16 protein-coding genes are annotated in these 19,980 nt (G+C 70.9%); 8 read left to right on the forward strand and 8 right to left on the reverse strand.

Annotated elements, in window-relative coordinates:
* The 3 genes from BM070_RS20750 to BM070_RS20760 form a co-directional block, all read right to left on the reverse strand.
* Positions 1 to 697 (reverse strand): MCP four helix bundle domain-containing protein (locus BM070_RS20750; protein WP_175518567.1); only part of this gene is annotated, 697 nt, incomplete at its 3' end.
* Between the two features lie 299 nt (positions 698 to 996).
* Positions 997 to 2,010 carry a Bug family tripartite tricarboxylate transporter substrate binding protein gene (locus tag BM070_RS20755; protein ID WP_434803204.1) on the reverse strand — a complete coding sequence of 338 codons (1,014 nt, stop codon included), beginning with the start codon at positions 2,008 to 2,010 and terminating at the stop codon, positions 997 to 999.
* 102 nt (positions 2,011 to 2,112) lie between these two features.
* Positions 2,113 to 3,129 (reverse strand): 1-aminocyclopropane-1-carboxylate deaminase, encoded by a 1,017-nt coding sequence (locus tag BM070_RS20760; RefSeq protein ID WP_092941495.1) that lies wholly within the window; start codon positions 3,127 to 3,129, stop codon positions 2,113 to 2,115.
* A 183-nt stretch (positions 3,130 to 3,312) separates the two neighbouring features.
* Here BM070_RS20760 and BM070_RS20765 point away from each other — a divergent pair, with 183 nt between their 5' ends.
* Positions 3,313 to 3,831: an Lrp/AsnC family transcriptional regulator gene (locus tag BM070_RS20765; protein ID WP_092941497.1), complete on the forward strand. Its 519-nt coding sequence runs from the start codon at positions 3,313 to 3,315 to the stop codon at positions 3,829 to 3,831.
* A 47-nt stretch (positions 3,832 to 3,878) separates the two neighbouring features.
* On the opposite strand, the gene BM070_RS20770 is transcribed toward BM070_RS20765, so the two are convergent.
* Complete coding sequence (locus BM070_RS20770; protein WP_092941499.1) at positions 3,879 to 5,852, reverse strand: MFS transporter; 1,974 nt, start codon at positions 5,850 to 5,852, stop codon at positions 3,879 to 3,881.
* Between the two features lie 479 nt (positions 5,853 to 6,331).
* Between BM070_RS20770 and BM070_RS20775 the strand changes: the two genes are divergently transcribed.
* Positions 6,332 to 6,757, forward strand: coding sequence for a YXWGXW repeat-containing protein (locus tag BM070_RS20775; protein ID WP_092941501.1), 426 nt, complete (start codon positions 6,332 to 6,334; stop codon positions 6,755 to 6,757).
* A gap of 85 nt (positions 6,758 to 6,842) precedes the next feature.
* Here BM070_RS20775 and BM070_RS20780 read toward each other — a convergent pair whose 3' ends face one another.
* A complete protein-coding gene (locus BM070_RS20780) occupies positions 6,843 to 7,622 on the reverse strand; it encodes a 2-keto-4-pentenoate hydratase (protein ID WP_092941503.1) in 780 nt (259 codons plus the stop codon).
* Positions 7,623 to 7,853: 231 nt separating this feature from the next.
* Between BM070_RS20780 and BM070_RS20785 the strand changes: the two genes are divergently transcribed.
* The 4 genes from BM070_RS20785 (at position 7,854) to BM070_RS20800 (ending at position 13,418) form a co-directional block, all read left to right on the forward strand.
* The gene (locus tag BM070_RS20785) at positions 7,854 to 8,891 is read left to right on the forward strand and encodes a Bug family tripartite tricarboxylate transporter substrate binding protein (protein ID WP_092941505.1); all 1,038 of its coding nucleotides are present in this window, start codon (positions 7,854 to 7,856) and stop codon (positions 8,889 to 8,891) included.
* A gap of 49 nt (positions 8,892 to 8,940) precedes the next feature.
* Positions 8,941 to 10,404 carry a SidA/IucD/PvdA family monooxygenase gene (locus BM070_RS20790; protein ID WP_092941507.1) on the forward strand — a complete coding sequence of 488 codons (1,464 nt, stop codon included), beginning with the start codon at positions 8,941 to 8,943 and terminating at the stop codon, positions 10,402 to 10,404.
* A gap of 61 nt (positions 10,405 to 10,465) precedes the next feature.
* On the forward strand, positions 10,466 to 11,659 hold the full coding sequence (locus BM070_RS20795) for a CMD domain-containing protein (RefSeq protein ID WP_092941509.1): 1,194 nt from the start codon (positions 10,466 to 10,468) through the stop codon (positions 11,657 to 11,659).
* Between the two features lie 439 nt (positions 11,660 to 12,098).
* Positions 12,099 to 13,418, forward strand: a complete 1,320-nt coding sequence (locus tag BM070_RS20800) for a D-amino acid dehydrogenase (RefSeq protein WP_092941511.1) — start codon at positions 12,099 to 12,101, stop codon at positions 13,416 to 13,418.
* Positions 13,419 to 13,449: 31 nt separating this feature from the next.
* Here the strand turns inward: BM070_RS20800 and BM070_RS20805 are convergent, their stop codons facing one another.
* Both BM070_RS20805 and BM070_RS20810 read right to left on the reverse strand, forming a co-directional pair.
* Entirely contained in the window at positions 13,450 to 14,733 is a 1,284-nt protein-coding gene (locus BM070_RS20805; protein ID WP_092941513.1) for an FIST signal transduction protein, read from the reverse strand.
* 101 nt (positions 14,734 to 14,834) lie between these two features.
* The gene (locus BM070_RS20810) at positions 14,835 to 15,722 is read right to left on the reverse strand and encodes a PhaM family polyhydroxyalkanoate granule multifunctional regulatory protein (RefSeq protein ID WP_092941515.1); all 888 of its coding nucleotides are present in this window, start codon (positions 15,720 to 15,722) and stop codon (positions 14,835 to 14,837) included.
* Between the two features lie 408 nt (positions 15,723 to 16,130).
* On the opposite strand from BM070_RS20810, the gene BM070_RS20815 reads away from it, so the two are divergent.
* Positions 16,131 to 16,559: an HU family DNA-binding protein gene (locus BM070_RS20815; RefSeq protein WP_434803206.1), complete on the forward strand. Its 429-nt coding sequence runs from the start codon at positions 16,131 to 16,133 to the stop codon at positions 16,557 to 16,559.
* Between the two features lie 96 nt (positions 16,560 to 16,655).
* Here BM070_RS20815 and BM070_RS20820 read toward each other — a convergent pair whose 3' ends face one another.
* Positions 16,656 to 17,408 (reverse strand): tyrosine-protein phosphatase, encoded by a 753-nt coding sequence (locus BM070_RS20820; RefSeq protein WP_092941517.1) that lies wholly within the window; start codon positions 17,406 to 17,408, stop codon positions 16,656 to 16,658.
* A 328-nt stretch (positions 17,409 to 17,736) separates the two neighbouring features.
* Between BM070_RS20820 and BM070_RS20825 the strand changes: the two genes are divergently transcribed.
* Entirely contained in the window at positions 17,737 to 19,881 is a 2,145-nt protein-coding gene (locus BM070_RS20825; RefSeq protein WP_245785324.1) for a hypothetical protein, read from the forward strand.
* Positions 19,882 to 19,980: the final 99 nt, after the last annotated feature.

Below are 19,980 nucleotides of genomic sequence, written 5' to 3' on the forward strand. Positions count from 1 at the left end.
CTTCCTGGGCGATGCGGGCGGCTTCGGCGGGCTCGCCGCCGAGCTGGCCCTTGATGCGCCGCGTGATGGCCCAGGCCAGCAGGCCGCCGATCAGGGCGGCAGCGACGGCCAGCAGGGCCATCTGCGTGGCCGCACTCTTGGCCTGCGACTGCGCCTCGCGGCTGGTTTCGACCATCTCGCGCTTGTGATAGTCGAGGAACTTGTCCATCGCGTCGAAATAGACGTTCTGCAGGTTCCGGACTTCCTTGAAGACCATCGCCTGCGCGGCGCTGGAGTCGCCGCCCTGGGCCAAGGCCGTGGTGCGAAGCACCGCAGCGTTGTAGGTGCCGCGCGACTGGACCACGTCATGCAGCAATCGGCGCCCCTCTTCCGATTCCGTGCTCGTCTCCAGCGACTTGAAGAGCTCGCTGTTCTTCTCGGTCGCCTGCTGGATGCGCTTTTGCTCGGCAGCCATCGCCTCCGTGTCCTGCAGGATCACGATGTTGCGCACGACGCGAGCGACCAGATTCACGTTGTCCTTGATCTCCTGGGCCCGCATGACGTCGGTCATGCGCACCGTGGCCAGGGAATCGATGCTGTTGCTGAGCATGTTCAGCCGCAGGTTGCCCACCAGTGCAATCAAGATGCCCAGGAGGATCACAGTGGTGAAGCCCGCGCCCAGCATGGCGCCGACTTTCATGTGACGGAATACGTTCATACGGCAACGCCCCTTCTTCATTGAAAAAATCAATCAGCATTCATTCTTACATCAAATAACCCTTTCGCTTGATAAACACAAGCGCACCTGAGGGGATAGCCATCTCGTTATTTTTGGGCTCTGGAAATCGCTGACGCTCCCCCGAAGTTCGCGGTGGAAAGTCATAGCGATGAGTGGATGCTTCGGGCGCGCGCGGGCCGAAGCAGCGGCGCTTCTGCCGGGGTGGGGACGCGCAACGCATCGCTCCCCATGACGGCCGCGCCGAGGGGACTACCGGATGCGGCGGCAGCGGAAAAGGCTCAGTCCGCCTTGATGCCTGAACTCTGGGCAACGGCGCGCATGCGCGGCAGTTCGTCGGCGATGCGCGCAGCCACGGCCTGCGCGGGCGCAGGGGCCGGCTCCAGCCCGCTGGAGAGCAGCTGGGCGCGGATGTCGGCGTCCGCCATGGCGTCGGCCAGCGCCTTTTCCAGCTTCGCCTTCACTTCCGCCGGCACGCCGCGCGGCGCCACCACGGCCAGCCAGGAATCCGCCGCGAAGCCGGGAAAGCCGCTTTCCGCCACGGTGGGCACGCCGGGCAGCTGAGGCGCGCGCGTGGCGCCGGTCACCGCGATGGCCTTGATCTTGCCGCTCTTGAGCTGGGGCAGCGCCGCGGCCACGGTATCCACCGTGAAGGGGATCTGGCCGCCGATCAGGTCGCTCATCGCGGGCGCGCTGCCACGGTAGGGCACATGCGGCAGCTGGATGCCCATGGCCGACCACATCAGCTCGCCCGCGAAATGCCCGGTGGTGCCGCTGCCGAAGGAGCCATAGACGTACTTGCCGGGCGCGGCCTTCACGGCCGCGATCAGCTGGGCCACGGTGTTCACGGGCACGTCGCGATGGGCCAGCAGCACCAGCGGCACCCGCGCAACCATGCCGATGGGCTCGAAGCTCCGGACGGGGTCGTAGGGCAGCTTGGCATGGAGCGCCGGGTTGATGGTGAACGTGGAACCCGAGCTGATGAGCAGCGTGTAGCCGTCGGCCGGCGCATTCGCGACGTACGACGCGCCGACGATGGTGCCGGCGCCGCCCTTGTTGTCGATCACCACCGCCTGCCCCAGCCGCTCGCCCAGCGGCTTGGCGATCAGCCGGGCGGTGATGTCCACGGCGCCGCCCGGCGGGAAGGGCACGACGAGCTGCACCGGCTTGGCCGGATAGCCCTGCGCGTGCGCCGCCGTGCCCGCCAGGCCTGCGGCGATGGCCATGGCGGCCATCGACAGGAAGGCGCAGGCTCGCCGGCGCGATGGGAGAAGCAGACAGGTCGTTGTCGTCATCGCGAAGCTCCTTGGAGGAACAGAGAAAACCGGCGGGCCCGTCGGACCCCAGCGCGCAAGCGGGCCACGCGCGGAGACGAGGCCCCGCGCGCCTGGCCCGGGTCAGCCGTTGCGGAAGAGGAAGCTGTAGGCGTTCAGGGCGGGCACGCCACCCAGGTGGGCGTAGAGCACCTTGGAGCCGGCCGGGAATTCACCCAGGCGCACTTTCTCGATCATGCCGTGCATGGACTTGCCTTCATAGACCGGGTCGGTCAGCATGCCTTCCATGCGGGCGCACAGGCGGATGGCCTCCAGCGTGCCCTCGTTGGGCAGGCCGTATTCGGGGCCGCCGAAGCGTTCGTCCAGCACGACGTCGGCGTCGGTGATGTCGCGGCCCAGTTCCACCAGCTTGGCCGTGTTCTGCGCGATGCGCAGGATCTGGGCGCGGGTCTGGGCAGGCTTGGCCGAGGCGTCGATGCCGATCACGCGGTCAGCGCGGCCATCGGCCGCGAAGCCCACGGTCATGCCGGCGTGGGTGCTGCCGGTGACCGAGCAGACCACGATGTAGTCGAACTTGAAGCCGAGTTCCTCTTCCTGCTGGCGCACTTCCTCGGCGAAGCCGACGAAGCCCAGGCCGCCGTAGGGATGCTCGGAGCAGCCCGCCGGGATGGGGAAGGGCTTGCCGCCGGCCTTCTTCACGTCTTCCATGGCCTGCTCCCAGCTGGGGCGGATGCCGATGTCGAAGCCCGCGGAGTCCAGCCGCACGTCGGCGCCCATGATGCGGCTCATCTCGATGTTGCCCACGCGGTCGTACACCGCGTCGGAATAGTTCACCCAGTTCTCCTGCACCAGCACGCACTTCATGCCCAGGTGCGCGGCCACGGCCGCCACCTGGCGCGTCTGGTTGGACTGGATGCCGCCGATGGACACCAGCGTGTCGTAGCCGCCCGCGATCGCCTCGGGGATCAGGTATTCCATCTTGCGGGTCTTGTTGCCGCCGAAGGCCAGGCCCGAGTTGCAGTCCTCGCGCTTGGCATACAGCTCCACCTTCCCGCCCAGATGGGCCGACAGACGCTTGAGCGGCTGGATGGGCGTGGGCCCGAAGGTCAGGGGATAGCGTTCGAATTTCTGCAGGTTCATGGGAGGCCTTCCGGCGTTGCGAAGCGGTGGATGAGGAGGTGGACGGATTGCGCCTGGCGCGCCCATCCGTGGGGCAAATAGTATGAAAATGCCTGCGCAACAGGGCTGCGAATCAACGGCCATCCACCTCATCGAAATCCACCGATTTCCAATACCACGCACTGCAATTTCTTCAAGGACACCATGTGCGCAACAAAAGTAAACCGCCCGAATGACGCCGGCACCGCCGATCGCACGACCGATCTGGACCGCACGGACAAGGCCATCCTGCGTGCGCTGCAGCGCGATGCCTCGATCTCCAACGTGGCGCTCGCGGCCAAGGTACATCTGAGCGCGCCGGCCTGCCTGCGGCGGGTGGAGCGGCTCAAGCGCCTGGGCTTGATCGACGGCATCGTGGCACTGCTCAACCCGCGCGCGGTGGGCGCGGGCATGCTGGTGCTGATCGGCGTGGTGCTGGACCGCTCCACGCCCGACTCCTTCGCCGCCTTCGAGAAAGCCGCCGCGAAGATCTCGGGCTGCATGGAATGCCACGTCGTCACGGGCGAGTTCGACTACTTCATGCTGGTGCGCACGCAGGACAGCGAGAGCTTCAACCGCCTGCATGCCGAGCAGCTGCTCTATCTGCCGGGCGTGCGGCAGATCCGGTCGTTCATGACGATCCGCAACGTGCTGTCCACCACGGAGCTGCCGCTGGCCCTGTGACCTTCGAATGAACGGGCGGCGGCGCAGGCGCGCGAGGCGCCCGCGCGTCAGCCCCGCTGCAGCAGCAGTTCCACGCGGCTGCGCAGGGTCTCCGGCGTGAGCGTGGCGGCGTCCACCGGCGCGCCCACGTTCAGCCCCACGCGGTTGAACATGCCGCGGCGGAAGGGCCGCACCATGGCATTGCCCTGCTCCACCCGGCTGAAGAACGAGCCCCACAGATGGGTGAGCGCCATGGGGATCACGGGCGGCTCCAGCCCGTCGGCGCGGGCCCGCTCGGCGATCTTCATGATGCCGCCCTTGAAGGGCTGCAGCGTGCCGTCGCGCGTGATGCCGCCTTCGGGGAAGATGCCCAGCAGGTCGCCCGCGCGCAGCACCTGGGCCGCGCGCTCGAAGGCGGCTTCATAGACGGCGGGGTCGTCCTTCTGCGGTGCGACCGGGATGGCGCGTGCCAGCCGGAAGACGGCGCCCAGCACGGGCACGCGGAAGATGCGGTGGTCCATCATGAACACGATGGGCCGGGGGCTGGCGGCCATCAGCAGCACCGCGTCGATGAAGCTCACGTGGTTGCAGGCCAGCACGGCCGCGCCCTGCACGGGGATGTGCTCGTCGCCCGCCACGCGGAAGCGGTAGATGCAGCGCGAGAGCACCCAGGCCAGGCAGCGCAGCAGGTATTCCGGCACGATCAGGAAGATGTAGAGCGCCACCACGGCGTTGGCGATGCCGGTGAAGAGAAAGACCTGCGGCACCGTGAAGCCCGCGCCCAGCAGCGCGCCCGCGATGAGCGCACTGGCGATCATGAAGAGCGCGTTGAGGATGTTGTTGGCCGCGATGATGCGCGCGCGGTGCGTGGGCTGGCTGCGCAGCTGGATCAGCGCGTACATGGGCACGCTGTAGAGCCCCGCGAACAGCGACAGCAGCGCCAGATCGGCCATCACGCGCCAGTGCGCGGGCTGCGCGAGGAAGGCCGCCAGCCCCATCACCGGCGAGGGCGGCAGGCCGCGCGAGGCGAAATACAGGTCGATGGCGAACACGCTCATGCCGATGGCGCCCAGCGGCACCAGGCCGATCTCCACCTGCCGGCGCGAGAGCACCTCGCACAGCAGCGCACCCGCGCCGATGCCGATCGAGAACACCACCAGCAGCAGCGAGGCCACGCGCTCGTCGCCGTGCAGCACCTCCTTGGCGAAGCTGGGGAACTGCGAGAGGAACACCGCGCCGAAGAACCACATCCAGCTGATGCCCAGCAGCGAGCGGAACACCACCGGGTTGCCGTGCGCCAGCCGCAGGTTGCGCCAGGTTTCGCTGAACGGGTTCCAGTTGACGGACAGCCCCGGATCGGTGGCCGGCGCGGGCGGAATGCGCTGCGCCGCCAGCCGGCCGGCCAGGGCCAGCGCCAGGCAGGCCAGCGCCACGGCGCCGTGGCCGATCTCCGGGATCGCCACCAGCAGCCCGCCGGCCACGTTGCCCAGCAGGATGGCGACGAAGGTGCCCATCTCCACCATGCCGTTGCCGCCCGTGAGCTCCCGCTCGTGCAGCACCTGCGGCAGATAGGCGAACTTGACCGGCCCGAACAAAGTCGAATGCACGCCCATGAGGAACACGCAGCCCAGCAGCAGCGCGGGCAGCGCCAGCACGAAGCCGGCCGCGGCCGCCAGCATGATGGCGATCTCCAGGTTCTTCACGAAGCGGATCAGGCGCGTCTTCTCCAGCTTGTCGGTCAGCTGCCCGGCCGTGGCCGAGAACAGCAGGAACGGCAGGATGAACAGCGCACCGATGACCAGCCCCGCGAGGCTGGGCGGCATCCACGCCACGCCGAGCTGGTAGGTCACCATCACCGTGAAGGCGAACTTGAACAGGTTGTCGTTCGCCGCGCCCGCGAACTGCGTCCAGAAGAAGGGCGCGAAACGGCGCTGGCGCAGCAGGGCGAACTGGTTGGGGTGGGCACCGCCACCCTCCCCGGCGGGGACGGCGGCGGAAACGGTATCGGCGGTGGCCGCCCTGGGGGCCTGCTCCTGGCTCATGCCATGCTCCTGTGGAATGGGTGGGGGCTGGATGTGCGGCGCAGCGGAACCGTGCGCCCCCGGGCCATGCCGCCCGTGCCGGCGGCGATTGTGCCCGCGGGGCCGATGGTATCGGGCCAAGACGCCGCCGGCCGCCGGTCGCCGGTCGCCCCGACGGGGAACGAATGCCGGCCGGCTCCCCCCTCCGCCTTTTCGGAAGCACATGCAGCGCCCGGCAGATCGGCGCGCGGCCGAGCGGGAAAGCGAGGGCTGCACCGCGCTGCCGGCCAGGCGCAGCGGGGAGTTCGCACGGCACCCAAGCTACTGAATTCATAGCTACCCGCGCTTCATCCACCTGGGCCAACGGCGCAATCGACCCGCATTTCGCACGGAAACACCCGGTGACAAGGCTTTGCCTGCGCGCCAAGCAGGCCGAAGGTGCGTTGACACAGGCGGGGCAGGATGCAGCCATCGACCCTGCGTCCTACCGGAGACCTCCCATGCCCCACCGCGTCTTTGCCCGCGCCGCTGCCACGGCCGCCGCCCTGCTGTCGCTCGCCGCCATCGGCAGCGCCCACGCCGGTCCGCAGCCCACCGTCGTGATCCAGGCCGGCGCCCCGCCGTACGGTGTGCCCGTGGTGGTGGCACCGCCGCACTACCGCGCACCGCCACCGCCGCGCCACGAGGCGGTGCCGCGTCCGCGCCGGGGCCTGGTGTGGGAAGGCGGCCACTGGGAGTGGCGCGGCCACCGCTATGCCTGGGTGCCGGGCCGGTGGCTGCAGGCCCGCCACGGCTACGCCTACCGCCAGCCGCACTGGCAGCAACGAGGCGACCGCTGGGTCATGCAGCGCGGCGGCTGGGACCGCGATGGCGATGGCGTACCGGACCGGCACGACCGCCGCCCGAACGACCCGCGCCGCTATTGAGAGAGGCCGCATCGAGAGGGGCCGCACCGCCGGGCGCAGCCAGGCCACGGCCCGGCACGGCACGGCGGGCCGGCGGCAGCGGCCGTCAGTCGATCCGCAGTTCGGCGCGGCCGATGCCGGGAAAGTCCGCCACCACCCTGTCGCCCCGCATCGCCATCGGCGTGCCGGTCCATGAGCCGGTGGTGATCCACTGCCCGGCGCGCAAGCCGCCCAGGCTGTGCGCGCCGAAGTTGGCCAGCCACACCAGCAGCCGCAGCGGCTCGCCGGCCGGGTTGCCGCCGGCGTCGTGCGCCACCACGGTGCCGCCGTTGACCTCCAGCCGCACGGGCTGGCGCAGCACATCCACCGCCGCGCCATCAGGACGCCCCGTGCCCACGACCAGCGCGCCGTGGCAGGCCTGGTCGGCCAGCCGGCTCAAAGGGTCCTGCCCGCCCCAGGTGGCAAAGCGGGTGTCGCAGACCTCGATGGCCGCATGCACGGAGCCCAAGGCGTCCAGCACCTCGCCGGGCGAATAGGGCTCGCCGCGCGGTGGCAGGTCGGCGATGCACTGGAAGACCAGCTCCGCCTCCACGCCGATCACCAGGAAATCCTGCGCCCGCAGGCGCGCCACGCCGTCGGCGCCGGCCACGTGCACGCTGTCGCAGGCCAGCGCAGCGCGCGAGGGTTCGGCCTCGGGCGAGGCGGCGCCGACCTTCCAGCCCGCGATGGCGCCGCGCGCCAGAGCCACCCGATCCTGCACGGCATAGGCCTGAGCCGCATCGGCAGGCCGCAGCGCGGCGGGCAGATCGCTGGGGCGCGGTACCACGCCCGTGCGGGCGCGGATGAGGCAGTCGGCGGCGGGGCGGGGATCGAAGTCGGCGGGCATGGGCTGCGAGGGTGAGGCGTATGCGGCCGCGCGCAGGTGTCCACGGGCCGGGGGTGGGATCGGACACGCGGCAGGCCCGAAAGCCTGGATTATGGGAGCCCTGCGATGCTGCGCGGTGGACCGGCACTCGCCCCGGGCACACCATATGCATATAGCGCGCGGCGATGTGCCCTTGCCCACAATCGCGCCCTCGCCTTCCCGGCACCACCGCCCCCGCCACAGGAACCCGCCATGCCACATCCCGCATCCGCCGCCACCTTCCGCCGCCGCTCGATTCCTTCCATCGCCGCGGCCCTGGCCTGCGCCGCGGCGGTCCTCTCGGCCCCTGCGGGTGCCGCTGCCGCCGAAACCGCATCGGACTGGCCGCGCCAGCCCGTCACGCTGATCATGGGCTTTCCCGCAGGCTCCGGCGTGGATGTGGTGGCCCGTGCCGTGCAGGAGCCGCTGTCGCACAAGCTCGGCCAGCCGGTGATCATCGACTACAAGTCCGGCGCGGCCGGCAACATCGCCAGCGAGTACGTGGCCCGCGCCAAGCCGGACGGCTACACGCTGGCCTTCGGCACGGCCGCCACGCACGGCAGCAACGCGGCGCTCTACAAGAAGCTGCCTTTCGACGTGGAGGCCGACTTCGTGCCCGTGGGCACGCTGATCGACGTGTCGAACGTGCTCACCATCAACCCCGCCGTGATCGACGTGAAGACGCTCAAGGAGTTCGTCGAGGAGGTGAAGGCCCACCCGGGCAAGTACAACTACGCCTCCACCGGCAACGGCGCCGGCACGCACATGGCGTTCGCCGAATTCAACGCGCGCCTGGGCCTGGACATGGTGCACGTGCCCTACAAGGGCGGGCCCGAGGCCATCACATCGGTGGTGCGCGGCGAGACCTGCTGCATCATGAACCAGGTGCAGACCGTGCTGCCGCACTACAAGGCCGGCAAGGTGCGCCTGCTGGGCGTGACCACCGCCAGGCCCGTGGCGGCGGTGAAGGAGGTGCCCACCATCGCCTCCAGCGGCCTGCCCGGCACCAAGGGCTTCGACAGCGCGATCTGGTTCGGCATCTTCGCGCCCAAGGGCACGGATGCGGCCATCGTGAAGAAGCTCAACACGGCGCTCAAGGAGGTGCTGGAGCAGCCCGCTGTGCGCGAGCGCTTCGAATCGCAGGGCAACGCCGTGCGCATCGAAACGCCCGAGCAGTTCCGCCAGACCGTGCATGCCGACCGCGCCAAGTGGGCGCAGGTCGTGAAGGACGCAAGAATATCCATCGACTGAGATCGCAGCGCCGACCGCAGCCAGCCCCACCGCACCCAGCCCGCCCTTCATGAACAGCCCCTCCCCCGCCGCCGGCCTGGCCGCCCTCGAACAACGCCTGCAGCACGATCTGCTGACCCTCAACTGGCGCGCCAGGCACTGGCTGCCGCAGCGCACGCACGCGGGCCAGCCGGTCATCGACGTGCTCATCATCGGCGCCGGCCAGGCAGGCCTCGCGGCCAGCATGGCGCTCGCGCAGCAGGGCATCCATGCGGTGCTGCTGGACCGCGCCGAGCACGACCACGAAGGGCCCTGGGCCACCACGGCGCGCATGGAAACGCTGCGCTCGCCCAAGGAGCTGACCGGCCCGGCGCTGGGAGTTCCCTCGCTCACCTTCCGTGCATGGTTCGAGGCCCAGTGGGGCGACGCCGCCTGGGCCGCGCTCGACAAGATCCCGCGCCTGCAGTGGATGGACTACCTGCGCTGGTACCGCCGCGTCACCCGGGCCGACGTGCGCAACGGCCATGCGGTCACCGCCGTGCGGCCACGCGGCGACGGGCTGGTGGAGGTGGACGTGCAGGCGCAGGGCCGCTCCACGACCTGGTTTGCGCGGCGCGTGGTGCTGGCCACGGGCCGCGACGGCCTGGGCGGGCCGCAGATCCCGGCCTTCATGCAGGGCGTGGACCGCAGCCGCTGGGCGCATTCGTCCGACGTGCTGGATTACGCCACGCTGCGCGGCCTGCGCGTGGGCGTGGTGGGCGCCGGCTCGTCGGCCATGGACAGCGCCGCCACCGCGCTGGAGTGCGGCGCCGCCAGCGTGGACCTGCTGGTGCGCCGCGCCGACCTGCCGCGCATCAACAAATCCAAGGGCTCGGGCGTGCCCGGCCTCACGCACGGCCACCACGACCTGCCGGACGCCTGGAAATGGCGCATCCGCCACTACATCAACACCACCCAGGTGCCGCCGCCGCACGGCAGCACGCTGCGCGTATCGCGCCACGCCAACGCCTTCTTCCACCTGGGCTGCCCGGTGCAGGGCGTGCAGGAGAACCCGGCCGACGGCGCGCTGCACGTGGCCACGCCGCACGGCAGCTTCGCCTTCGACTTCCTGATCGTCTCCACCGGCTTCGCCATCGACTGGGCGCGCAAGCCCGAGTTCGCGCCCTTCGCGTCCCACGTGCTGACCTGGGGCGAGCGCTACACGCCGCCGCCGGGCGACGAGGACCAGGAGCTGGCCGATTCGCCCGACCTGGGCCCGGTGTTCGAGTTCCGCGAAAAAGCCCCCGGCGCCTGCCCCGGCCTGGAGCGCGTGCACTGCTTCTGCTACCCCGCCGCGCTCTCGCACGGCACCGTCTCGGGCGACATCCCGGCCATCAGCGACGGCGCGCGCCGGCTGGCCACCGGCCTCGCCAGCCTGTTCTACCGCGAAGATGTGGACTACCACTTCGGCGTGCTGCAGGCCTATGCCGAGCCCGAACTGCTGGGCGACGAATGGACGCCTGCGGACACCGCCCGGCGCGTCCTGCCCCGCTGAGAACGTGTTCACGATCTCCTTCCGGCCCCATCGCACCGCAACGCACCGCATCGCATCGCCCATGACCGCCACCGACACCTCCATCGCAGCCCACGACACCATCGACCACATCGCCGGCCTCGCCCCCGGCGGCGCGGCCCACGCCGTGCGCCACCAGCGCGACAAGGTCGCCACCGCCACGCAGGGCTGCGAAGACGCGCTCTTCGGCCCGGGCCTGCCCGGCGGCCTCTCGCAAGCCGAGCGCCTGGCCGTGGCGCACGACATCGCCCACGCGAGCGGCCTGCCCGCGCTGGCAGAGCACTACCGCGCGGCGCTGCAGCCGCTGCATGCCGCGCCGGCCGTGCAGGCGCTCGTCGATGCGCCCGGCGCCGCGATCGCCGATGCGCGCCTGCAGGCCATCGTGCACTTCGCGCGCACGCTCGCCGCGCACCCGGCCGAAAGCGACCAGGCCGCCCTGCTGGCGCTACCCGCCGCGGGCCTCTCGGTGCCGGACACGGTGCTGCTCGCGCAGCTGATCGGCTTCGTCACCTACCAGCTGCGCGTGGTGGCCGGCGTGGCCGCGCTGGCGCAGCTGGGCGATGCAGGTGCCGCCGCTCCCGCTGCTGCGGCAGCGGCGCAGGCGGCGGACGCCGCCCCCTTCGTCCACCCCGCCAACCTGCCCGCGCCCGGCGAGCCGCTGCGCGTGAACGGCTACACCAGCGAAACGCTGGGCTGGAAGGCCTGGCTGCCCGTGCTCGACCCGGCCGCTGCCACGCCCGAGCAGAACGCCGTGCTGGACCTCAGCCATCCCAAGGCCCGCACGTCGGACTTCTACCTGCTGCTGGCGCACCAGCCGCGCGTGCTGTCCGAGCGCTCGCAGGCCTTCAACGCCATCATGTATGCGCCGGGCGGCCTCTCGCGCGCCGAGCGCGAAGTCGCGAGCACCGTGGTGTCGCGCGTGAACGGCTGCGTGTACTGCGCCTCGGTGCACGCCCAGCGCTTCGAGCAACTCGCCAAGCGCAACGACGTGATGGCGCAGATCTTCACGGAGCCCGATACCGCCGGCGCCAATGCGCGCGAGCGGGCCATCGTGCAGGCCAGCGCGGCGCTCACGCGCACGCCGGGCGCGTTCGGCGCGCAGCACCTGCAGCCGCTGCGCGATGCCGGCCTGTCGGACCTCGAAATCCTGGACGCGCTGCATGCCGCCGCCCTCTTCGCCTGGGCCAACCGGCTGATGCTGAACCTGGGCGAAGCCGTCTTCCCGCAGGCCGGCTGAAGCCACCGCCGCGCTTTGCAGAGCGCGATTTCGCTGCTACCATGCGCCCCGCAGAAGAGCGAACGGCCAGCCCCGCTGGCGTTCCACCGAAGGCGCAAACTCCCATACACGCTCAGGTCCCGTACTGCACCATCATCAAAGCCGTCTGGAGAGCCGCCATGCTCCCTACGGGTTTGCATTCAGCCGGATAGCGAGTCAGGACGCCGCAGACAGTGCCGTGAGCACAGTGAGGCGCTCCAGCGACGTGAGCCGGTTGAAGGCGGGCCCGGAGCCATGGCGCACCGAAGGAGCAAGCCCTGCGCCGTGTTGGCGTGCGGTGAATCTCTCAGGTACCAAGGACAGGGGGAGCGGCAGCTGGGCCACGCGCCTGCTGCACGCTATTGAATTCATAGCTGCTTGCGCACGTGTGTCCGGCACTTGAACCCTCGAAGGCTTCAACATGCGCGTGATCGTCCTCGGCGCCGGCTTGCTCGGCACCACCTCCGCTTACTTCCTCCAGCAGCTCGGCCACGAAGTGACCGTCATCGACCGCCAGGCCACGCCCGGCGCAGAGACCAGCTTCGCCAACGGCGGGCAGATCTCGGTGAGCCATGCCGAGCCCTGGGCCAATCCGGGCGCGCCGCTGAAGCTGCTCAAGTGGCTGGGCCGCGAAGATGCGCCGCTGCTGTTCCGGCTGCGCGCCGACATGCGGCAGTGGCTCTGGGGCCTGCAGTTCCTGCGCGAATGCACGCCGGCGCGCACGCGCCACAACATCGAGCAGATCGTCTCTCTGGGCACCTACAGCCGCGACACGCTGCAGCAGCTGCGCCGCGACACCGGCATCCGCTACGACGAGCGCGCGCAGGGCATCCTGCACTTCTACACCAGCGCCAAGGAGTTCGACGCGGCCCTGGCCCCGGCCGAGCAGATGCGCCAGCTCGGCTGCGATCGCCGCGTGGTGGGCGCCGACGAGGCCGTGCTGCTGGAGCCGGCGCTGGCCACCATCCGCCCTCAGCTGGCCGGTGCCACCTACACGGCCGCGGACGAATCGGGCGACGCCAACCTCTTCACCCGCGAGCTGGCCCGGCTGGCCGAGGCGGCCGGCGTCCAGTTCCGCATGGGCTGCCACATCACCGCGCTGCGCACCGCGGGCGACGCCATGGACCACGTGGAGATCACCAATGCCGAAGGCCGCTACGAGCGCGTGAGCGCCGACGCCTACGTGCTGGCCATGGGCTCGTTCAGCCCGCTGCTGGCCGAGCCGCTGGGCCTGCGCCTGCCGATCTATCCGGCCAAGGGCTATTCGGTGACGCTGCCCGTGCGCGATGCCTCCGCCGCCTACACGACGAGCCTGACGGACGACGAATACAAGCTGGTCTTCTCGCGCTACACCCGCCCCGCGCAGGACGGCCAGCCCGCGCGCGACGTGATGCGCATCGCCGGCACGGCCGAGCTCAACGGCTACGGGCGCGAACTGAACCGCGTGCGCTGCGAGGCCATCGTGCGGCGCGTGGAAGAGCTCTTTCCCGGCGCAGGCGACACGGCGGGCGCGCAGTTCTGGTCGGGCCTGCGCCCGGCCACGCCCAGCAACGTGCCGCTGATCGGCAAGACCAGGCTGCCCAACCTGTACCTCAACACCGGCCACGGCACGCTGGGCTGGACGCATGCCTGCGGCTCGGGCAAGTCGATCGCGCGCATCGTGAGCGGGCTGGCACCGGAGCTGGACTTCGCGTTCACCGGGATGCCCGCGGCATCCGCGCCGCACCTGCTGCCGGCCTGAGGCCTGGGCAGCGAGGGCGCCCCTTGGGCGCTCAGTTCGCCGCGTTGCCGATGAACACCGTCAGCACGCCGGTGTAGCCGTAGAGCCGGTCGTGCGCGATCTCGCCGGCGGCGAAGAAGCCCACCAGCGGCACGTCGCCCAGCGCATGGCGCACGATCTGCAGCTCCGCGCTGGGCCCGCCGAAATGCGGCCCGCCGCGGCCCGAGCAGCTGACGTAGATGGCACCCAGGATCTGCCGCTGCTGCGCCTCGCCCGGCGCGTCGGCGCCCGCCAGCGCGCGGGTGAGCGCGTTCTCGTCGTAGGTTTCGGGCGCCAGCTCTTCGCGGATCTCGGCGCAGATGCGCATCAGGTCGGCGCGCGCCGCCGCCACGTGGCGCTGGCAGAAGGCCAGGCGCATGCCGGGCTCCACGCGGTCGGCCAGGGCCACGCCGCGCCGCGCGGCATCCAGCCCCACGATGTGGCGCACCCGCACGTCGGTGCCGAAGTGGCCGGTGCGGCCCTGCGGCTGCGCGCCCGCGTCCACCAGGCCAGCGAGCGTGGCGCGCACCTTCTGCAACGCGGGCTGCGGGTCGCCGTCGAGCGATATCTTCAAAGTCTCCAGCAGCACGTCGAGCGCGGGCCGGTGGTCGAGCTCCAGCGCGACGTTGTCCTGCGCGGCGGTCACCGTCATCAGCGGGCCGACGGGCTGGCAGCCCTGGGTGACGCGCGAGAGCAGCTGCACGCCCGCGCCGAAGGCCACGCCCGAGAGGCCGCCGTCGAACACGCCGCCCGCCGCGCCCTGCCCCGCGATGTTGCCGTTGCCGGCCACGGCGAACTGCACGCTCTGCGCACGGCTGGCCGCCAGGCCGCCGAACAGATAGCCGGTGGCGGTGCGGTCGGCCACCTCGGCGATCAGCTCGGCGAGTTCGGGCGTGCCGCCATCGGCATGCACGAGCGCGGTGTGCGCCGCGAAGCCCCCCGCCGCCGCGCCGCTGCGCGCGAGCGGCGCCACGCCGGAGAAGACGCGGTACTGATCGGCCGGCACGTCCAGCAGCATGACGGAGAGCGCCGGCTCGTCGAAGTATTCGGCGTTGTTGGCCGCCACGCCCACGCCCACAGTGCCGCTCCAGTCGGTCACCTCGGGCAGCTCGGAGGCGAGCCAGTCCCGCAGTTCCGCCGCCGCATGCGCGTAGTGGTCGGTGATGTAGAGCAAGCCCAGCGTGGGTGCCGAGGCGTACTGCGGCAGGGCCATCTGCGCGCGCAGCTGCGCCAGCACCAGCGCAGCGGCCATGTTCCATTGCGGATGGGTGGCGTGTCCGTGGGGAAAGAGGGGCATGGAGGGATTGTCGGGGAAGGGCCGCGAAGGCCCAAGGCGAAGGGGCAAACGAAGCGGACCGGGCCCGCGCTCCGCCCGCGGGCCGGCCGAAGAAGACGGACTCAGCGTGCCGTGCGCGAACGCCCGCTGGCAGTGCGCGCCGGCGCCGGTGCGGGCGCAGGCTTGCGCGCGGTGGACGGGGTGGCGGCCTTGGCCGGGGCCTTCTTGGCGGGGGCCTTGGCCGCAGTGCCCTTGCCCGCCTTCTTGGCGGGCGCCCGGCGCTTGGTGGAGGACTTGGATGCATCGGCGGCAGGCGCGGCACTTGCCGCCCTGCGCGTGGCCTCCTGCACGCCCTGCAGCCCCTGCGCGGCCAGGTGCGAGGCCATGTCGGTGGCGCTCTTCACGGCTTCGGCGGCCATGTCGCGGGTGGCGTCGAACGCGCCCTGGTGCTGCGCCACATCTTTCAGCGCGTTCGCCGCGATCTGCTGGAACTGCGTGCCCAGCGCCGTCCACCACTGCATGGGATCGACCACGCCGGCGGGCTGGTCCGCGCCGGCGGCGGCATCGGCCTGCTCATCGGCATCCGGGCCGGCGGCGTCTTCTGCAGCGCGGTGCGGTGCGTGCTGCGCCGGTGCAGGCGCAGGCGCTGCCGCAGGGCGCGGCGCGGGCGCATCGGCCGCAGCAGCCGGCTTGGGCGTGAACGCGCTGGCCAGGTCGCCCATGGCCACGTTCATGCCCTTGAGCGTGGCGAGGGTCATCTTCTGCACTTCCAGCGCCTGCACGGTGGCGGTGAGCGCGCGCGAGTTCTGGTCGAGCCAGAACTGCACGGCCTTCAGTTCCTCGATGCGCTTTTCCAGCTCTTCTTCGCTCACGGTGGGCGCGACCCAGCTGGGCATGCCCGGCATCGACGGCATGGCGGGCATGCCCGCGGCGGAGTTCTTGGCCAGGTTCTGCAGGAAGTCGAAGCCCGGCACGAAGCGGCCGAAGCCGAAGGGGGTGTTGTCGCTCATGGCAGTCCTTCGCAAAGAGGGTTTGTCTCGTAGGGTGCGCGGCGCCACTGCCGCACGTGGTGGGCGCAGCTTAACGCGGCCGCCGCGCCAGGCAGCCCCTCGCATTCCCGCGCAGGCCTGCTGCCGGCGCGGTGCGCGGCGTGCAAAGCGCCTGTCCATGCGGGCTGGCGCGGCGTTTTGCGCCCGCGGCCCGCAGCACGCCGGGCAAAGGTCCTAGAATTCGCCGACCAGCCTCGCTGGAAAGTTCTGCTCCATATCATCCAGAAGAGATCAATCAACATCATGGCAACTGCAAAGAAAACCACCGCGCCGGCCACCAAGGCCGCCACCACCACCAAGAAGACCGCCGCCGCTGCTGCTGCTCCTGCAGCCGCCAAGAAGGTGACGGCCGCTCCCGCAGCCAAGAAGGTGACCACCGCTGCCGCCGCGCCGAAGAAGGCTGCCGCGCCCGCCAAGAAGGCCACGGCCGTCGTGAAGAAGGCCGTAGCGCCTGCCGCCGCCAAGGCCACGCCCGCAGCCCTGAAGCCCGTGAAGGACGTGTTCAACAAGACCACGCTGGTGGCCCACCTGGCTACGCAAGCCGGTGTCGAGCCCAAGGCCGTCAAGGCCGTGCTGGCCGCGCTCGAAAGCGCCATCCTGGGCTCCGTGCACAAGAAGGGCTCCGGCGAATTCACGCTGCCCGGCCTGATGAAGATCGGCCTGCAGCAAGTGCCCGCCAAGAAGAAGCGCTTCGGCAAGGACCCGTTCACGGGTGAAGAGCGCTGGTTCCCCGCCAAGCCCGCTTCGGTCAAGATCAAGACCCGCGCGCTGAAGAAGCTCAAGGACGCCACGCTCTGATCGAGCGCGGCACGGTCCCGGTTCCACCGGGGCACGCCAACGAAAAGCCGGCTCGTCGAGCCGGCTTTTTTCGTTCAGGGGCCGCGCGCCGCGGGTTCAGCCGCCCGGCCCTTGCAGGTACATCTGCATCAGCCGCACCCGCTCGGCCGGCCCCACGCCCAGCCGGGCCTGCAGATAGCGGTCCAGTCCGCCGTGGTCGCGCTCGACCACGTCCAGCGCGGCGTGCAGGAAGTCTTCCTGCACGCGCCAGAGCACGTTCATCACCTCGGCCGGGGCAGCGCGCAGGAAGTGGCCCGGCGGCTGGTAGAGACCGTTGGTGAGCAGGTAGTCCTGCATCACCACGTCGCGCGGCACGCCCAGCGCCAGCAGGATGAGCGCCGCCGCGAAGCCCGTGCGGTCCTTGCCCGCGGTGCAGTGGAAGACCAGCGGCGCATCGCTTTGCAGCAGGTGCTCGAACAGCGCGGCGAACTGCGCGGCGTTGTCGGAGACGAAGGCGCGGTAGGTGTCCTGCATCAGCGCGACGGCGATGGCCGGCGTGAGCTGCTCGCCGGCCAGCGCCATCTCCTTGGAGCGCTGCACCACGGTGGGCTCGATCGGCAGCGCGTGGTAGGCCACGCCGGGCATGGCGTAGGCCAGCGACGCGCTCTCGGCCTCGCCGCGGAAGTCGATCACGCGCGCCAGGCGCAGGGGCTCCAGCACCTGGGTGTCCTGCGCGGTGAGCGAGGCCAGATGGTCGGAGCGGAACAGCCGGCGCCAGCGCACGGGCCGGCCGTCCTGCCCGGCATAGCCGCCCAGGTCACGGAAATTGGTGGCGCCCGACAGGGGCAGTGAACGCGTGTAGGAAGACATGGCAGGCACTTTAGCGAAAGCGCCGCCGCGTTCGCAATCACCTCGGCAACACGGAATAATCGCGCCCTTCACACGCATGCCACGATCGCCTGGGCCGCCGCTGCGGCAGCCGCCCGGCGCGGCAGACGCGCCATCGCCCTACAGCCGTGACGCGCGGCGGATTCGACACTGTCGGGCGCCGCGCCCAGGCGCTTGCCTCCATCCCCCGCTCTCCGCCTTGCCTTCCGAACAGAACGTGCAGACTTCCTCGCAGAACCCCTCCCCTTCCTCCGCCGGCGGCCACACGCCCGCATCGTCCTACCGCTGGCAGTTCTTCCGCGCCGGCGGCGTGGACCAGGTCATCATCCGCAGCGGCCAGGACATCGTCCATCTGCCCGAACTGGACCAGAAGCTCTGGGTGGCGCTGGCCTGCCCCACGCGCGGCATCGAATTCGACACGCGCACGCTCGACCTCATCGACACCGACCAGGACGGCCGCATCCGACCGCCCGAGCTGCTGGCCGCCTGCGCCTGGGCCTGCCGCCTGCTGGCGGACCCCGAAGAACTGGCCCGCCCCGGCGACAGCCTGCCGCTGCAGGCGCTGGCCACCGGCAGCGCGGAAGGCGAAGCGCTGCGGGCCCAGGCCCAGCGCATCCTGGCGATGGCCGAACGGCCCGATGCCGAGGCGATCACGCTGGCCGAGGTGCTGGCGCGCAGCGGCGTGCTGGGCGCGCAGCGCTTCAACGGCGACGGCGTGGTCAGCCCCGAGGCCGCGCAGGACGACACCCTCGCCGCACAGACGCTGCGCTGGATCATGCAGACGCACGGCAGCGCGCCCGCCGTGGACGACCAGCCCGCCGGCGTGAACCGCAAGCTGGCCGAGGCCTTCTTCGCCGACGTGGCCAAGCTGCGCGCCTGGCACGACGCGGCACTGCAGGCCACCGCCGGCCTGCCGCTGGGCGAAGGCACGCTGGCCGCCACCCGCGCGGTGAACCAGGTCAGCGCCAAGGTGGAAGACTTCTTCGCGCGCAGCCGGCTCGCGGCCTACGACCTCAAGGCCGCCGCCGCGCTCAATCCCTCGCAGGAGGCCTACGCCGCGCTCGCCACGGGCCAGGACCTGGCCCTGTCGTCCGACGCCATCGCCGCGCTGCCCATCGCGCCCATCTCGGCCGTGGGGCCGCACGGCGTGCTGCCGCTCTCCGAGGGCGTGAACCCCGCCTGGGCCAGCGCCCTGGCCACGCTGCGCGCCCAGGCCGTGGAGCCGCTGCTGGGCGCGGGCACCGACAGCCTGACCGAAGCGCAATGGCAGCAGGTGAAGGCGGCGGTGGCGCCCTGCCAGCAATGGCTGGCGGCCAAGCCCGCCACGCCGCTCGCGCCCATCGAGGGCGAGGCGCTCTTCGACGATGTGCTGCGCGGCGATGCCGAGCCGCGCGTGATGGACCTCATCACCCAGGACGAGGCCGAGAAGGCCCACAACGACGCCACGCTGGCGCTGGAGAAACTGCTGCGCTTCAAGCGCGACCTGATGGCGCTGCTGAACAACTTCGTGTCGTTCTCGGCCTTCTACCAGCGGCACGGCGCCATCTTCCAGGCCGGCACGCTCTACCTGGATGCGCGCAGCTGCGACCTGACCGTGCAGGTGCGCGACGCGGCAGCGCACGCCAAGCTCGCCGGCCTGGCCAAGAGCTATCTGGCCTATTGCGACTGCACGCGGCGCGGCGACAAGGGCGCCACCGAGAAGATGACCGTGGTGGCCGCCTTCACCGCGGGCGACGTGGACTTCCTCTTCACGGGCCGCAACGGCGTCTTCTATGACCGCCAGGGCCGCGACTGGGACGCCACCATCACCAAGATCATCGAGAACCCGACCAGCATCGCGCAGGCCTTCTTCTCGCCCTACAAGAAGTTCCTGCGCATGATCGAGGAGCAGGTCGCCAAGCGCGCCGCCACCAGCGATGCGCGCGTGGAGAAGTCGCTCAGCGCCCAGGCCGGCGGCCTGGCGGCCACGCCGCTCACGGCATCCGCCGCCGCAGCGGCCGCCAAGCCGGCGGCGGCTGCGGCTGCGGCCGACACCAGCCTGCGCCGCACCGACGTGGGCACGGTGGCCGCCATCGGCGTGGCCCTGGGCAGCATCAGCGCGGTGCTGGTGGGCATCTTCGGCAAGTTCATCGAGCTGGGCCCGTGGATCCCGATGGCGCTGGCGGGCATCGTGCTCGCCATCTCGGGGCCCAGCATGCTCATCGCCTGGCTCAAGCTGCGCCAGCGCAGCCTGGGGCCGCTGCTGGACGCGAGCGGCTGGGCCATCAACGGCCGCATGCGCATCAACACGCGCCTGGGCGGCTCGCTCTCGCAGACGGCCCACGTGCCGCCCAATGCGCGCCGCATGCTGGACGACCCCTTCGCCGAAAAGCGCGGCGGCCTCTGGCTGGGCCTGGCGGCCGTGGCGGCACTGGGCGCGGCGGCATTCGCCGTGTGGCGCACGATCGGGTTCTGATCGCCCGCGCACTCCATTCCGCTATATTTTTAATAGCGAACTGCGCAGATCCATCAAGCGCTGCAGGCCGAAAACCTCTGAAACCGCGGGCGCGGGGCG

Origin of the sequence: Paracidovorax wautersii, assembly GCF_900113035.1 — a bacterium.
Taxonomy (GTDB): domain Bacteria; phylum Pseudomonadota; class Gammaproteobacteria; order Burkholderiales; family Burkholderiaceae_C; genus Paracidovorax; species Paracidovorax wautersii.

Coding starts and splice junctions, on each gene's coding strand:
- BM070_RS20755 (WP_434803204.1), bottom strand. CDS start 2,010: ATGACGACAACGACCTGTCTGCTTCTCCCATCGCGCCGGCGAGCCTGC.
- BM070_RS20760 (WP_092941495.1), bottom strand. CDS start 3,129: ATGAACCTGCAGAAATTCGAACGCTATCCCCTGACCTTCGGGCCCACG.
- BM070_RS20765 (WP_092941497.1), top strand. CDS start 3,313: ATGTGCGCAACAAAAGTAAACCGCCCGAATGACGCCGGCACCGCCGAT.
- BM070_RS20770 (WP_092941499.1), bottom strand. CDS start 5,852: ATGAGCCAGGAGCAGGCCCCCAGGGCGGCCACCGCCGATACCGTTTCC.
- BM070_RS20775 (WP_092941501.1), top strand. CDS start 6,332: ATGCCCCACCGCGTCTTTGCCCGCGCCGCTGCCACGGCCGCCGCCCTG.
- BM070_RS20780 (WP_092941503.1), bottom strand. CDS start 7,622: ATGCCCGCCGACTTCGATCCCCGCCCCGCCGCCGACTGCCTCATCCGC.
- BM070_RS20785 (WP_092941505.1), top strand. CDS start 7,854: ATGCCACATCCCGCATCCGCCGCCACCTTCCGCCGCCGCTCGATTCCT.
- BM070_RS20790 (WP_092941507.1), top strand. CDS start 8,941: ATGAACAGCCCCTCCCCCGCCGCCGGCCTGGCCGCCCTCGAACAACGC.
- BM070_RS20795 (WP_092941509.1), top strand. CDS start 10,466: ATGACCGCCACCGACACCTCCATCGCAGCCCACGACACCATCGACCAC.
- BM070_RS20800 (WP_092941511.1), top strand. CDS start 12,099: ATGCGCGTGATCGTCCTCGGCGCCGGCTTGCTCGGCACCACCTCCGCT.
- BM070_RS20805 (WP_092941513.1), bottom strand. CDS start 14,733: ATGCCCCTCTTTCCCCACGGACACGCCACCCATCCGCAATGGAACATG.
- BM070_RS20810 (WP_092941515.1), bottom strand. CDS start 15,722: ATGAGCGACAACACCCCCTTCGGCTTCGGCCGCTTCGTGCCGGGCTTC.
- BM070_RS20820 (WP_092941517.1), bottom strand. CDS start 17,408: ATGTCTTCCTACACGCGTTCACTGCCCCTGTCGGGCGCCACCAATTTC.